The organism is Snuella lapsa, from assembly GCF_039539345.1.
Lineage (GTDB): Bacteria > Bacteroidota > Bacteroidia > Flavobacteriales > Flavobacteriaceae > Snuella > Snuella lapsa.
In genome coordinates, this window is sequence record NZ_BAABCY010000031.1 from 23,315 (window position 1) to 37,331 (window position 14,017).

Here is a 14,017-nt window from a genome sequence, read left to right on the forward strand (position 1 = left end):
AAGAAGAAGATGAAACTGAAAACAACATTAATTAAAAACGCGAATATTGTAAATGAAGGCTCCGTTTTTAAAGGAGATATATTAATAGAGGGCGAGTATATAAAGGAGGTGAGTGATTCCATTAGTGCCAAATCGTCAGATGTGCATATTATAGACGCCGAAGGGAAGTGCATTTTGCCAGGTGTTATAGACGATCAAGTGCATTTTAGAGAGCCAGGGTTGACCCATAAGGCCAATATTGAAACCGAATCAAAGGCAGCCATAGCAGGAGGAATAACATCCTTTATAGAAATGCCCAACACCAATCCGCAAACAACTACCATAGATAAATTAGAAGAAAAGTTCGAAATAGCAGCACAAACATCTTGGGCCAATTATTCCTTTATGTTTGGAGGGACCAACGATAATTTAGATGAAATTTTAAAAGTAGATGCCAAGAATGTTGCTGCTTTAAAGTTGTTCTTGGGGTCGTCGACAGGAAATATGCTAGTTGATAATCCTGAAGTCTTGGAAAATATTTTCTCTAAAACCAATTTGTTGATCGCAGTACACTGTGAAGACGAAGCAACTATCAGGGCAAATTTTGAAGCCTACAAAGAAAAGTTTGGAGACGACATACCTATTAAATACCATCCTAATATTAGAAGTGAAGAAGCTTGTTACTTGTCATCTTCAAAAGCGATTGAATTGGCAAAGAAAACAGGTGCCAGGCTACACGTGTTTCATTTGTCAACAGGAAAAGAAACCGAGTTGTTCTCTAATAAGATTCCATTAAAAGATAAGAAGATAACGGCTGAAGTTTGTGTACATCATTTATGGTTTACAAATGCTGATTATGAAAATAAGGGAACACTGATAAAATGGAATCCAGCGGTAAAGACAAAAAGCGATCGAGATACACTGTGGAAAGCTTTGTTGGATGATAGAATAGATGTTATAGCTACAGATCATGCACCACATACTATTGATGAAAAAAACAACGTTTATACCAAAGCGCCTTCAGGAGGGCCTTTAGTTCAGCATGCGTTGCCTGCAATTTTGGAAATGTACCATAGGGGTAAAATTTCAATAGAAAAGATTGTTGAAAAAATGTGTCATAATCCAGCAATATTATTTGAAATTGAAAAACGCGGGTATATCAAAGAAGGGTACTTTGCCGATTTGGTGATGGTAGATCTTAATAATCCCTGGACTGTTAAAAAAGATAATATTTTGTATAAATGTGGCTGGTCGCCGTTTGAAGGTACTACGTTCAAATCAAGGATAACACATACTTTTGTTAATGGTAGTTTGGTGTACCAAAATGCTAAATTCACAAATGTAAAGGCTGCCAAGCGATTAACTTTTAATAGATGAGTTTTAAGCGTATAATATTATATCTGGGAATTGTGCTGTTTGTAGCGGCATGTTATAAGTACAAGGCTCCTAAAAAGCCTAAACATTTAATTTCTAAAGATAAAATGGTTAATATTCTTTTAGATCTTAAATTATTATCTTCGACTACCGGTAAAAACAAAAGAATATTAGACGAGAAAGGTATTGACGCGGAGGCCTATGTGTTTACTAAATACAATATTGATAGTCTGCAATTTGCACTGAGTAATGAATATTACACGTTTCACATTGAAGATTATGATGAGATTTATAAAAAAGTTGAAGACAGTTTAAATACATTAAAGAAAACATACGAGGCACTTTTAAAAGAAGAGACAGAACGGGAACTTAAGGAGAAAAAGGCGAAAGATTCTATCGAGAGGACAAAGAAAAAATTAAAGGATTCTGCAACAAATGCCACTAGAAAGAAACCTGTCGAAAAGAAAAAAGAAGACGAAGGCGTACTTATTGATCCTGTTTAATAAACTTATTGCCAATCTCAATAATACATTCGTTTATAGATCTGAAATTATAATTTAATGCCTTTTTAATTTTTTCGCTACTATAGTGTTTTTGCGATTGTAATGATGTGGCCAACTGTTTGGTTAACAATCTTTGTTTGCCAGTTAGTTTGCTTTTTAACCAATCCAAACGCCATATTAAGCCCAATAGCCAAGAAGGAGCTTGTTTTAGTGGTATTTTTGCATCGACAGATTTTGCCAAAGATTGCAAGAAATTTTGATAGGACCAAGTCTCTGCTATTAGAATAAAACGTTCGTTTACAATAGTGCTATTTAAAAGTGCCACCATAATAGAAACAACATCTTTAACAGAAATAAGCCCTATATTACCAGATGTGTAAAATTTAAAACCTTTACGTGCTTTTTTAAACAAACTACCACTGCCATAATGCCAAATGCCAGCTCCTAATATAACGCCTGGATTAACTATAACTGTATTTAAGCCTTCTTGTGTAGCACGCCAAACCTCCATTTCGGCTCCATATTTTGTTATCGCATATACACTGTTGTCCGCTTCAGGGTTCCAATTGGTATTTTCAGTAATAGGCGAGTTGTCTATAGAGTGGCCTATGGTTGCAATGGAACTTACGTAGCAAAGTTTCTTGATATTATGCGATAGGCAAAGATTTACAATATTAGAGGTACCTTCAATGTTTACTTTTCTCAACAGTTGGTATTTGTCAGGTTCAAAAGACACAAAAGCTGCACAATGGTATACATAAGTTATACCAACCATAGTATCAGACAATCGGTCTATGTCCAAAATATCAGCTTCAACCCACTCAATAGCATCAAAAAGCGATTGGTAGTTTTTTGTATAAGAAGAAAAAACATGTTTTACGTTAGTTAGTTTGCTTTTATTCCTATAGATGGCTCGTACTTTTTCGTTGCCACTTATAAGCTTATAAAGCAAATGCGAACCCACTAAGCCAGTGCTACCTGTTACTAAAATCATGCGACTAAAGTAAAGAATTATTCATAATGCATGAGTAATTATACATTGATTTTTATCTTTGCCAAAGTTTACTCGATAATCGAGATTAAAATGGTTTCTATAAATACCTCGTTGGATTACTTCGAGGTAGTTTACTAAAATATATACTGATGAAGAATTTTGTTGAAGAATTAACGTGGAGAGGCATGATACAAGATAGTATGCCTGGAACTGAAGCACATTTAATGGAAACAATGCGTATGGCCTATGTTGGTATTGATCCTACCGCCGATTCGTTGCATATTGGGCATTTGGTAGGTGTTATGGGGCTTAAACATTTTCAGTTATCAGGACATAAACCTGTGGCTCTTGTAGGCGGTGCAACTGGTATGATTGGTGACCCTTCTGGAAAATCGGCAGAGCGTAATTTGCTTAATGAAGAAACACTGTTACATAATCAAAATGCCATTAAAGAACAGTTGGCGCGCTTTTTAGATTTTGACAGTGATGCCGAAAATGCTGCCGTTATAGTAAATAACTACGATTGGATGAAATCATTTTCGTTTTTGGAGTTTATTCGTGATGTTGGAAAACACATTACAGTAAATTATATGATGGCAAAAGATTCTGTTAAAAAACGCCTATCCTCTGAGTCTTCGGTAGGTATGAGCTTTACAGAATTCACCTATCAGTTGGTTCAAGGTTACGATTTTTTACATCTATATAGAGATAAACAGTGTACACTTCAAATGGGGGGTAGTGACCAATGGGGAAATATAACTACTGGTGCCGAGCTTATTCGTCGTATTGATGGAGGAAAAGGATATGCCTTAACTTGGCCGCTAATAACAAAAGCCGACGGGACAAAGTTTGGTAAAACCGAAGGAGGTAATATTTGGTTAGATGCCGAAAGGACATCCCCGTACAAATTCTATCAGTATTGGTTGAATACAAGTGATATTGATGCCGAAAAATATATTAAAATATTTACCTTTTTAACAAGGTCGGAAATAGAAGCCTTAGTTCTAGAACACCGTGAAGCTCCACATTTACGTGCTTTACAAAAACGATTGGCTGAAGAAATAACAACGATGGTGCATTCTAAGGAAGATTTAGAAAATGCTATTAAGGCAAGTGAGATTCTTTTTGGCAAGTCCACTAGTGAGGATTTAAGGCAGTTAGACGAAAAGACCTTTTTGGATGTATTCGAAGGTGTGCCCCAAACCGAGATAGCAAAGTCCGAAATTGAAGCAGGGTTAGATGTTATTGGCGCCCTGGCCGAAAAAGGAGGTTTTTTGAAATCTAATGGCGAGGCGAGACGTGCTTTAAAAGAGAACTCTATTTCTGTAAATAAAGAAAAGGTAAAAGAAGGTTATAGTATCACTGTTAACCACTTGATTAATGGTAAGTTTGTGTTGCTGCAACGAGGAAAGAAAAATTATTTCCTATTAAGGGTCGTATAAAAGTAATGAGCCTGATCTAAGAATCAGGCCCATAGCTTAACCAACCAACTAAAAATAAAAATCAAATTTTTCTTTTTATAGCATTAAATTCGTCGTATAGGTTTTATAAACCTAACAGAAAGAAGATTTTTTTTTGCTTAAATTTAAATGTATAAGTTGCTTAAAGGACCATTAGGTTGCACCCACGAATATCTGAGTTGTCAAAACGACCAATAACTTCAAAACTTCCGTCTTTATAACTGCGTCCTAAATCTTGTGTTGCAATAAAGGAACAAGAATTAACATTAGCAAGATCAATGACATTTATGCCCCCTGTCTTGCCAAAATCTTGAATGCTTAATGGGTCTTCAGTTTCACGTACTAAAATACGCATCCAGGGCGGACAATTAAATAAACCATTGCCTTTGGAATATCCTTGGCTTAATAACTCGGTCATGCCATATTCACTATGTATCGTATCTACACTAAAACCAGATTTAAGAATATCGTGCAATTCTTCCCTAATCAGCTCTTTTCTGCGCCCTTTCATGCCGCCCGTTTCCATAACGATCGTATGATTGAGCTTAAATTGGTGCGTTTCGATCAAGTCTAAAAGAGCAAAAGAAACACCAATGAGAAGCGTTTTTCTTCCTTTAGCTTCCAGTGTTTCGATAGTTTGTGTTAATTCCGAGATGTTATGTAAATAGAAACCACTTTCTTTATGGTTAGATCCTTTAATCAAGTCGTTAACCATGTATATTAATGAAGAACCCTCTCGTTCTAAATAAGAAGGTAACAAGGCTAGGATTACATAATCGTCTATGCTTCCATAAAACTGTTGAAATCCCTTTGTGAAACTCTCTTTATAAATACTCAAATCTGTTACATGATGTTTGCTAACCCTACTGCCAGTAGTCCCTGAACTTGTAAAAATAGTTTGAGTAGTAGCCTTATTGCTTATTATAGCATGTGTTTTAAAGAAATGTATGGGTAAAAATGGAATGTCCCGAATGGTCTTTACATCTGCCGGGTGCTTAAATAGTAAATCACAAAATGAACGGTATATTTTGTTGTTGTTAAACTGAAAGTTAAAAACCTGTAAGGCGCATGTTTCAAAATCAGCTTCAGATTTAATATTAAAAATGTTTTTAAAGTCTATCATTAAAGACCAAATAGGTTGGATATTTCGTAATGTTACACAAAAGTATATAAAATAAAAAGCGCTACCATAATGGTAACGCTTTAAGCTATATGTTTAGAAATTTATTTTATAATTAATTTTCTGGTTTCACTAATGGTTCCCTCAGTTATTTTTAAAATGTAAACACCTTTGTTGAAACGGGAGATGTTTAATTCTTTACCAGTTAGCATAGTAACGTAAATTTGTTTTCCCAATACGTTAAAAAACTGAACTTTCTTAGTTAAATTTTTTTTAGATGTAATATATATAAAGGTTTTTCCGTTACTAACAGGGTTAGGATATATAGAAAGCCCATCAATGTTTTGATGAATAGAAGGTTTTGTAGCATTGCTTTGGGAAAACCCAAACTGGGTTGTAAAGCATGCTAGGATAATTAATAAAATAAAAAAGTAATTTTTTTGCATAGTTTCTATTCAACAATATAAATGTACTAAATTTACACAAAAGTTATACCAAAAAAGTGTTAAAGATTTTTGCGGTTTGTCGAAAGGTTACCTTTGTGTAAGTTGTGTGTTATGGTAACGTTATTAATTATGTGATTTTAATAGAATTGTGTTATTAGTTTTATCTTTACTTCAAAAAAATAAAGAATAAATTAATTATCAACGAAATGACTGAAAAGGATATTAAAATACTTCTAGTGGATGATGAGCCTGATATTTTAGAGATAGTGGGGTATAACTTATCAAATGAAGGATATCAGGTAATTACTGCAGAAAATGGTCATGAAGGTGTAAAAAAAGCAAAGAAAGAACTCCCTCATTTAATCATTTTGGATGTGATGATGCCAGAGATGGACGGTATTGAAGCTTGCGAACTTATTAGAAAACATCCAGAGTTAAAAAATACAATCGTTACATTTTTAACAGCCAGAGGAGAAGATTATTCACAAGTAGCAGGTTTTGATGCGGGTGCAGATGATTATATAACAAAGCCTATAAAGCCTAAGGTGTTGGTTAGTAAAGTAAAAGCCTTACTAAGACGCTTCAAGCAAGAGGAAAAAGATACTACTGTAAAATTAGGCAACTTGGTTATTGATAGAGACGAATATAAGATTATTTTAAAAGGAAAAGAGATTGTCTTGCCAAGAAAAGAATTTGAATTGTTATCTTTATTGGCATCAAAGCCAGGAAAAGTATTTAAGCGTGAAGATATTCTTGATACAGTGTGGGGTAATGAAGTAGTTGTTGGAGGGAGAACTATAGATGTACATATTCGTAAACTACGCGAAAAAATAGGCGATGATAGTTTTAAAACAGTAAAAGGTGTTGGTTATAAGTTTGTTGATTGATGCGGGCAAAGTTTAAAAGATCATACAAGTTTGCAATTAAAACATCGTTTTATATTACACTCTTTATAACGCTCTTAACGAGTGTTTTTTTATACTATTTTTTTGAGTTTAAATGGGGTGCTGTAATTGTTTTCGCTATTATGGCATATGTGTTCTCATTTTTCGTAATTCAGTTTAGGGTCGAACGATTTATTTACAAGCGTATAAAAAAGATATACGATGACCTGACACTATTGGAGTCAACTAGCTTTAGCAAGGGGCCTATAACTACCGATATGCGAACACTTACTCATGAAATAGATAGGTTTGCCCGTGATAAAAAATTAGAAATAGAAGCGCTAAAAATACGGGAGAAATACAGAAAAGAATTTTTGGGGAACGTTTCTCACGAATTAAAAACCCCATTGTTTACCGTTCAAGGCTATATCTTAACCTTGTTAGATGGTGCTATGGACGATAAGAACATTAGGGAAAAATACTTAGAACGTGCTAGTAAAGGTGTAGAGCGATTGAGTTATATTATTAAAGATTTAGATATGATCACTAAGCTGGAAACAGGTGATTTAAGTCTAAATATTGTAGAATTCGATATTGTTGAATTGGTGGAAAGTGTTTTTGAAATGTTAGAAATGAAAGCTAACAAAAAAAAAATAACATTAACCTTTGATACCGATTATCCTAAGCCTGTATTGATTAAAGCTGATAAAGAACGCATTCAGCAGGTATTGGTGAATCTTATAGTTAACTCTTTAAAATATGGTAGAGAAAAGGGGACTACAGAAGTAAGTATCGAAAACCTTATAAAGAACAAGGTAATTATACGGGTTACCGATAACGGAGAAGGTATTGAAGAAAAACATTTGCCGCGCCTATTCGAGCGTTTCTACAGAGTAGATAAAAGTGGATCAAGAAAAGAAGGCGGTTCCGGGCTAGGACTTTCTATAGTAAAGCATATTATAGAAGCACATGGAGAAAAGATATATGTAGAAAGCGAGTTTGGTGTAGGTAGTGAATTCTCATTTACGCTCGAAAAGGCCGAATAATTCGACGAAATCGGTTTTGTGTTTAATAGAACTTAACCCCTTATAAGTTGATGCCCCTTTAATTTTATCTAGTGTAAACGATTCTTGACTACAACTGGCAGCTAAGCCTTGGTCACTTAGGCGTTTGGCTAAATACTCCTGTTCCGTTTGTCCCGGAGTTGGTATAAAAAAAGCATGTTTATTAAGTTTAGCCAAGTCCATAATAGTGGTATATCCAGATCTGGCTATTATTAATTTACTTTCATTTATGGTTTTTTCCAACAGATCAGAAGTCATAAAATTATAAACAGTCATGTTTTTTGTTGTATCTACTGTTTGTTCTTTTTCCATAATACCCTTTACAAAAACCACCCTGCCATTGTAATTGTTCAAAGCACTATAAAGAATGCCTTCTAAAATAGAACGTTGTGGTTCTGGTCCAGAAAGAAGCACTAGAATGTTGTTGACTATTGAAGTGCCCTTCTTCTCAAAACGACTTAAAGGCCCTATGTACTGTGTAGGTATCTCGTATGTTTTAGGATGTCCCAACTTTCCACTTAAGTTAATATTTTCCTTAGTGTCAGGCACCCAACACGAGTCAAACTTTTTAATAAAATGTTGGTGTATTTTCGTGCTAAACCAAGTCGTATAACCACTCAAAACATTTAGTTGATGTGTTATAAAAACAGAAGGGGCTTTTTTGCTATAAACGCCTAGTCTATTGTCGGAAATAATGCCCTTTATATTGAAAGTATCAACAATTTGATCAACAATTTGCTTCTCAGCATTAATAGCTTTTATTAGTTGAGGTGTTGTTTTAAGAATTTTTAGCTTAAAATGTTTTCCGTTTTTGGGATAAGTTATATTATATGCAGGCAGTTCAATTGCTATAAGATTAGGGAATTCCTTTTTTAGAAGCAATAGCGCATTGTCATCACTGGCTAGTATAGGAGTATAGCCATAATTGGACAAAGCTTTAATGATAGGGATGCAGCGTGTTGCATGTCCTAACCCCCAATATAGTGGAGCTACTAAAATTCGTTTTTCCATTGCACTATTTACAATCCCTTTTTAATCTTTCTCTATATAGAATTTTTTGGTTATGGAGTACAAAGTGTCTTTTAATAACGCTTTATGTGACTTTTTGCCGAATTCAAAGATAAGCATATATACGCTCTCATATATTTCCTTAATTTTACCAAAATTTTAAATAAAAGTGGGAAGTAAGAACAAGCTTAAGAGATTTAGGGAAAATGAAACTTTTGGAAATGTTTATCAGCCAACAAGAGATGAATTGGTTGGTGAAGAATTCACATTAAAAGGTAATTGGAATACAGTAGTTTTTAAGAATGAAAATCCTTTGGTTTTGGAGTTGGGTTGTGGTAAAGGAGAGTACTCTATTGCATTGGCTAAAAAGTATCCAGATAAAAACTTTATTGGAATAGACATAAAAGGAGCGCGGTTTTGGAGAGGAGCCAAGACAGCTATTGAAGACGAAATTGCTAATGTGGCATTTTTGAGGACACAGATAGAGCTTATAGAGTATGCCTTTGCAGAAAATGAAGTAGATGAAATTTGGATTACTTTTCCAGATCCCCAAATAAAATATAAACGTACAAAACACCGTATGACCAATGCTGCATTTTTGGAACGTTATAAAAAAATATTAAAACCTGAAGGCGTTGTTAATTTAAAAACAGATAGTGAGTTTATGCACGGTTATACCTTAGGTTTGTTACATGGAGCGGGACACGAGGTGTTGTATGCCAACCATAATGTGTATAAGCTGGAAGGGAGCCCCGAAGATGTTACGAGCGTACAAACCTTTTACGAAACGCAATACTTAGAGCAAGAAAAATCAATTACGTATATTAGATTCAAAATTAAGGCTTAGTGAATTTAACATTTGTTTTTTTCTTAGGATTGATTATTGCACTTATTGGTGTTATCCCTCCAGGGCTACTTAACATGACTGCGGCCAAAATAAGTTTAAAAGAAGGGCATGTTAGAGGTATCGTGTTTTCGGTTGGAGTATGCTTAATTGTAATTATCCAAACCTATGTAGCGGCTATTTTTGCTCGGTATTTAAGTAATCATTTGGAGATAGTAGATGTCCTCCAGCGAGTGGCTTTTGTAATTTTTGTTTTAATAACGATATATTTTCTGCTCATAGCAAAAAAACAACCTAAACAACAAATTGAGCCCCGTGTGCGAAGTAAACATAGCCGTTTTTTTCAAGGTTTATTTCTGTCCAGTATTAATGTGTTTCCTATTCCGTATCAAGCTTATATGACAGTTACTTTGGCCTCTTTTGGTTGGTTGAAGTTTGATCAAACAAGTATTATATCATATGTGGCAGGAGCAGCTATGGGAACCTTTGTGATGCTATATGTTTATATTTTTTTCTTCGATAAAATTAAAGACAAACCCATAACGTCGCAAAAGAGCATGAATTACCTTATAGGAAGTATTACTGGTGTTATCTCAATAGTCACTTTAATCAATATCATTAAAGAACTATAAAATGAAGCCGGAAACCTTAAGCTTTTTTGGTAAAGTATATAAAGTGACTCGGCAAATCCCTTATGGAAGGGTTACAAGCTATGGCGCTATAGCAAATTACCTAGGGGCATCTAGGAGTGCCCGAATGGTTGGTTACGCTATGAACGGATCAGCAGGGAAAAATGTGCCGGCCCATCGTGTAGTTAATAGAAAAGGTTTGCTTACCGGAAAGCATCATTTTGAGGGCACTAATCTTATGCAGCAACTGCTGGAAAGTGAAGGAGTAGCAGTTGTAGATAATCAAGTTCAAGACTTTAATAAGGTGTTTTGGGATCCAGCTAAGGAACTTTAACAATGTAATATCAAATGTAGTTGGTTTTCTTCTTAGTGAAAAAGATTAAATACTTCTTTAGTTCGATAAATTTTACAAATATTTACATCAATAAAACTTTTAACTCCTGCCTTCTGTCTTCCAGCTTTATTACATATATTTGCATCTTAGAATGATTCTTAATAATTGAAAGAAAACTAATTAGAGTGCAGTTGTTCTGAATTGGTTTACATTATCTCAAAAAATGAAGCTTAATAAAAAAGATATATTAAAAGCACTTGAGTCTATTACGGTGCCTGGAGAAGGGCAAAACATGGTAGAAAGTGGTGCTGTAAAAAACGTTGTAACTTTTGGAGATGAGGTTATTGTAGATATAACCATAAAAAACCCAAGTTTACAAGCAAAAAAGCGAACCGAAGTAGATGTTTTAAAAACAATACACGAGCAGGTTTATGAAAAGGCAAAAATAACAGTTAATGTAAAAGTTGACGCGCCAGCTCAGGCAGCTAAAAACGTAATAAAGGGGAAGCCTGTGCCCGGTATACAGAATATTGTGGCAGTAGCTTCAGGAAAAGGAGGTGTTGGGAAATCTACTGTTACTGCAAATTTAGCAGTGAGCTTAGCCAAAATGGGCTTTAAAGTAGGGATTCTTGATGCCGATATTTATGGGCCTTCAGTGCCTATTATGTTCGATGTAGAAGGAGAAAGACCTCTTGCAGTCAATATAGATGGGAAGTCTAAAATGAAACCTGTTGAAAATTATGGCGTTAAGGTACTCTCTATCGGATTTTTCACTAAGCCCAATCAGGCTGTTGTTTGGAGAGGTCCAATGGCGGCAAAAGCCCTAAATCAAATGATTTTTGATGCCCATTGGGGAGAACTTGATTTTATGCTAATCGATTTGCCACCAGGAACAGGAGATATACATTTAAGTATTATGCAATCGCTTCCTATTACAGGAGCAGTGGTGGTTAGTACACCTCAAAATGTAGCTTTAGCCGATGCTAAAAAAGGTGTAGCTATGTTTCAGCAGGAGAGTATTAATGTCCCAGTTTTAGGTCTTGTGGAAAACATGGCTTATTTTACACCCGATGAGTTGCCAAATAATAAATATTATATCTTTGGAAAAGAAGGCGCTAAGAACTTAGCCGAAGATCTTAAAGTTCCCTTTTTAGGAGAGATTCCGTTGGTGCAAAGTATTCGTGAAGCAGGCGATGTTGGGCGTCCAGCAGCCTTACAAACAGCTACACCCTTAGAGCATGCTTTTGAAGGATTAACTCAAAATGTGGTGCAGGAAGTTGTAAGACGAAATGATAGTTTACCTCCAACCGAAGCAATTAAAATTACAACAATGGCTGGTTGCTCAGCAGTTAAAAAATAGTAGATGACTTCAGAAGAATTAAGACTAAATGTTGAAAAGGCCTTAGATGAGATCCGTCCATTTCTACAAAGTGATGGTGGCGATATATCATTATTATCCATTGAAAATGATTCATTGGTAAAAGTTCAGCTTCAAGGGGCGTGTGTAGGATGTAGTGTCAATCAAATGACACTTAAATCAGGGGTCGAAATGACCATCAAAAAATATGCGCCACAAATTGAACAGGTTATTAATATTGAGGTTTAATAATTCTAGTTTTAAACTCCTTGAAAATTCCCATAAATTATAACTTATAAAAGCACATCACGTTGCCATGAATTAATTTTATGGTAATAAATATTAAATTAAGTATACGAAAAGAAATTAAATAATGGATCAGGACGTTAATATTAAAATTATAGACAGAGATGGTGTAGCACACGATGTTGTTGCTCCAACCGATATGGCAATGAATCTTATGGAAGTAGTTAGGTCGTACGAGTTAGCTCCTGAAGGAACCATAGGTGTTTGTGGAGGTATGGCAATGTGTGCTTCTTGTCAGTGTTATGTGTTAAGCGATACAGAATTGCCAGAGATGAGTGATGATGAAGAAGCCATGCTATCTGAGGCCTTTGATGTAAAGGAGAATAGTAGATTGGGGTGTCAAATACCCATTACTCCAGAAATGGAAGGCTTAGAGGTCGAATTGGCACCTGAAAGTTAATCTAGAAGGTTAACTAGGATTTAATGTTCTTTTAAGGAAGCCCGATAGATAGCGCTTAAAAGACTGTTGCTGTCTTGAGTATCTTGACTGAGTTGCCAAAACATAATGCCTCCTAATGCAAGTTTTTTAACATAAGAGGTCTTTAGTTTAACAGATAGGGTATCATCATAGCTTATAAAAATACTGTCTTTTTTATTGAATAAATATGGAGCTTTAGCTACAGTGTCCCAATATTTTTTGAAGTTTTTGTTTTTCTCATATTTTGCAATGATTTCATTATAAGTTATAGCATTAACATATGCCCCTTTATTGGTTTGGTAAAGGCCATTGTTTTTATAAGGGACGCCTTTCCAGGTGCGACTGTAAAATGCCGAGCCCAATACAATTTGTCTAGTACTAACGCCATTATTTAAACAGTATTCAACAATCATTTCTGCTGAATTTAATTCATAAGTTGATTTTTGTGTTTTGCTTTTTATAATAGAGTCCGCAGGTGTTTCTTTTACATGTTTCGATGTAATTCGTCCTAATGCAGTATGGTGACCTGTGTATGGCGACGAGGAGCCAACAAGATCGTAAGTCATAATGTGTATGTAATCTACATATTGCATTACCTCTTGGAGCTCTATATTTTTATAGTAGTTTTTCCATCCAGCAGAAGCAAATGTTAAGGTTTGTTTTCTGTTTAAGGTATTTAAAGCTTCTCTTAGTTCTTTTATTAAAAGCGAAAAATTTTGTTTGTCTTCTAGTCGCGCTTTTGTGTTTGCAGCTGGAATGGTCGGATATTCCCAATCAATATCAATACCATCCAATTGGTACTCCTTATTAAAATTAATAATGCTTTTTATGAATCTTTGCCTGTTCTCATAAGTGTATGCCATATTCGAGAATCCTTTTGTTCCCCAACCACCACAGGCAACCATTATCTTTAGGTTGGGGTGTTTTTTCCTTTCGGAAACAAGCTCACGAAGTTTTTGTCGTAAGCATCATTTGTAAAAACCATTTCGTTGTCAACTATCTTGGTAAATGAGAATACAATATGGGTTAGTTTATCTAAAGGAAGATCTTTTGGATGGATTTTGTTATCAGGAACATAGTAAGCTAAAATTGAAGGAGTATGATTTTGGGAAGAGTTGGTTTTATTGCAGTTCAGAAATAATAATATAGTAATTACGATGAAAAAATGCTTTAAGTATTTCACACGAATAAATTTAAGTTAAACATTTAATTTTCAATATTTTATGCAATTATCAGTTAAGGACACCTTTTAGGTAAAATTTTCACACACATGCTCTAAGGCAATACTCTTTTGTGC

General features: G+C 34.8%; 17 protein-coding genes. 11 read left to right on the forward strand and 6 right to left on the reverse strand.

All coding sequences use genetic code 11. The features are described from left to right. Positions 1–9 precede the first annotated feature (9 nt). Positions 10–1,356, forward strand: coding sequence for a dihydroorotase (locus ABD792_RS04945; protein WP_345004711.1), 1,347 nt, complete (start codon positions 10–12; stop codon positions 1,354–1,356). Further along, entirely contained in the window at positions 1,353–1,856 is a 504-nt protein-coding gene (locus ABD792_RS04950) for a DUF4296 domain-containing protein (RefSeq protein ID WP_345004712.1), read from the forward strand. Before ABD792_RS04945 ends, ABD792_RS04950 begins: the two co-directional genes overlap by 4 nt. Here ABD792_RS04950 and ABD792_RS04955 read toward each other — a convergent pair. Continuing rightward, a complete protein-coding gene (locus ABD792_RS04955) occupies positions 1,840–2,850 on the reverse strand; it encodes an NAD-dependent epimerase/dehydratase family protein (RefSeq protein ID WP_345004713.1) in 1,011 nt (336 codons plus the stop codon). The two genes, ABD792_RS04950 and ABD792_RS04955, sit on opposite strands and share 17 nt — an antisense overlap. A gap of 146 nt (positions 2,851–2,996) precedes the next feature. On the opposite strand from ABD792_RS04955, the gene tyrS reads away from it, so the two are divergent. Further along, the gene (gene tyrS, locus ABD792_RS04960; RefSeq protein WP_345004728.1) at positions 2,997–4,292 is read left to right on the forward strand and encodes a tyrosine--tRNA ligase; all 1,296 of its coding nucleotides are present in this window, start codon (positions 2,997–2,999) and stop codon (positions 4,290–4,292) included. Positions 4,293–4,452: 160 nt separating this feature from the next. Here the strand turns inward: tyrS and ABD792_RS04965 are convergent, their stop codons facing one another. Beyond that, complete coding sequence (locus ABD792_RS04965; protein ID WP_345004714.1) at positions 4,453–5,433, reverse strand: LuxE/PaaK family acyltransferase; 981 nt, start codon at positions 5,431–5,433, stop codon at positions 4,453–4,455. 101 nt (positions 5,434–5,534) lie between these two features. Continuing rightward, positions 5,535–5,876, reverse strand: coding sequence for a T9SS type A sorting domain-containing protein (locus ABD792_RS04970; protein ID WP_345004715.1), 342 nt, complete (start codon positions 5,874–5,876; stop codon positions 5,535–5,537). Between the two features lie 206 nt (positions 5,877–6,082). On the opposite strand from ABD792_RS04970, the gene ABD792_RS04975 reads away from it, so the two are divergent. Together ABD792_RS04975 and ABD792_RS04980 are read left to right on the forward strand one after the other, a co-directional pair. Continuing rightward, positions 6,083–6,763: a response regulator transcription factor gene (locus tag ABD792_RS04975; protein WP_345004716.1), complete on the forward strand. Its 681-nt coding sequence runs from the start codon at positions 6,083–6,085 to the stop codon at positions 6,761–6,763. After that, positions 6,763–7,806: a sensor histidine kinase gene (locus tag ABD792_RS04980; protein ID WP_345004717.1), complete on the forward strand. Its 1,044-nt coding sequence runs from the start codon at positions 6,763–6,765 to the stop codon at positions 7,804–7,806. Before ABD792_RS04975 ends, ABD792_RS04980 begins: the two co-directional genes overlap by 1 nt. Here the strand turns inward: ABD792_RS04980 and ABD792_RS04985 are convergent. Next, positions 7,780–8,835 carry a glycosyltransferase gene (locus tag ABD792_RS04985; protein ID WP_345004718.1) on the reverse strand — a complete coding sequence of 352 codons (1,056 nt, stop codon included), beginning with the start codon at positions 8,833–8,835 and terminating at the stop codon, positions 7,780–7,782. The genes ABD792_RS04980 and ABD792_RS04985 overlap by 27 nt on opposite strands. A 166-nt stretch (positions 8,836–9,001) precedes the next feature. Here ABD792_RS04985 and trmB point away from each other — a divergent pair, with 166 nt between their 5' ends. The 6 genes from trmB (at position 9,002) to ABD792_RS05015 (ending at position 12,702) form a co-directional block, all read left to right on the forward strand. Further along, positions 9,002–9,679 (forward strand): tRNA (guanosine(46)-N7)-methyltransferase TrmB, encoded by a 678-nt coding sequence (trmB, locus tag ABD792_RS04990; RefSeq protein ID WP_345004719.1) that lies wholly within the window; start codon positions 9,002–9,004, stop codon positions 9,677–9,679. Beyond that, positions 9,679–10,308: a LysE family transporter gene (locus tag ABD792_RS04995; protein WP_345004720.1), complete on the forward strand. Its 630-nt coding sequence runs from the start codon at positions 9,679–9,681 to the stop codon at positions 10,306–10,308. Before trmB ends, ABD792_RS04995 begins: the two co-directional genes overlap by 1 nt. 1 nt (position 10,309) lies before the next feature. Continuing rightward, positions 10,310–10,639 (forward strand): MGMT family protein, encoded by a 330-nt coding sequence (locus tag ABD792_RS05000; protein ID WP_345004721.1) that lies wholly within the window; start codon positions 10,310–10,312, stop codon positions 10,637–10,639. 223 nt (positions 10,640–10,862) lie between these two features. Beyond that, positions 10,863–11,999, forward strand: a complete 1,137-nt coding sequence (locus tag ABD792_RS05005) for an Mrp/NBP35 family ATP-binding protein (RefSeq protein ID WP_345004723.1) — start codon at positions 10,863–10,865, stop codon at positions 11,997–11,999. Between the two features lie 3 nt (positions 12,000–12,002). After that, complete coding sequence (locus ABD792_RS05010; RefSeq protein ID WP_345004724.1) at positions 12,003–12,245, forward strand: NifU family protein; 243 nt, start codon at positions 12,003–12,005, stop codon at positions 12,243–12,245. Between the two features lie 124 nt (positions 12,246–12,369). Beyond that, positions 12,370–12,702: a 2Fe-2S iron-sulfur cluster-binding family protein gene (locus ABD792_RS05015; protein WP_345004725.1), complete on the forward strand. Its 333-nt coding sequence runs from the start codon at positions 12,370–12,372 to the stop codon at positions 12,700–12,702. Between the two features lie 20 nt (positions 12,703–12,722). Here the strand turns inward: ABD792_RS05015 and ABD792_RS05020 are convergent, their stop codons facing one another. Together ABD792_RS05020 and ABD792_RS05025 are read right to left on the reverse strand one after the other, a co-directional pair. Then, positions 12,723–13,625: a glycoside hydrolase family 18 protein gene (locus ABD792_RS05020; protein WP_345004726.1), complete on the reverse strand. Its 903-nt coding sequence runs from the start codon at positions 13,623–13,625 to the stop codon at positions 12,723–12,725. 5 nt (positions 13,626–13,630) lie between these two features. Continuing rightward, positions 13,631–13,903 (reverse strand): hypothetical protein, encoded by a 273-nt coding sequence (locus tag ABD792_RS05025; RefSeq protein WP_345004727.1) that lies wholly within the window; start codon positions 13,901–13,903, stop codon positions 13,631–13,633. Between the last annotated feature and the right edge of the window lie 114 nt (positions 13,904–14,017).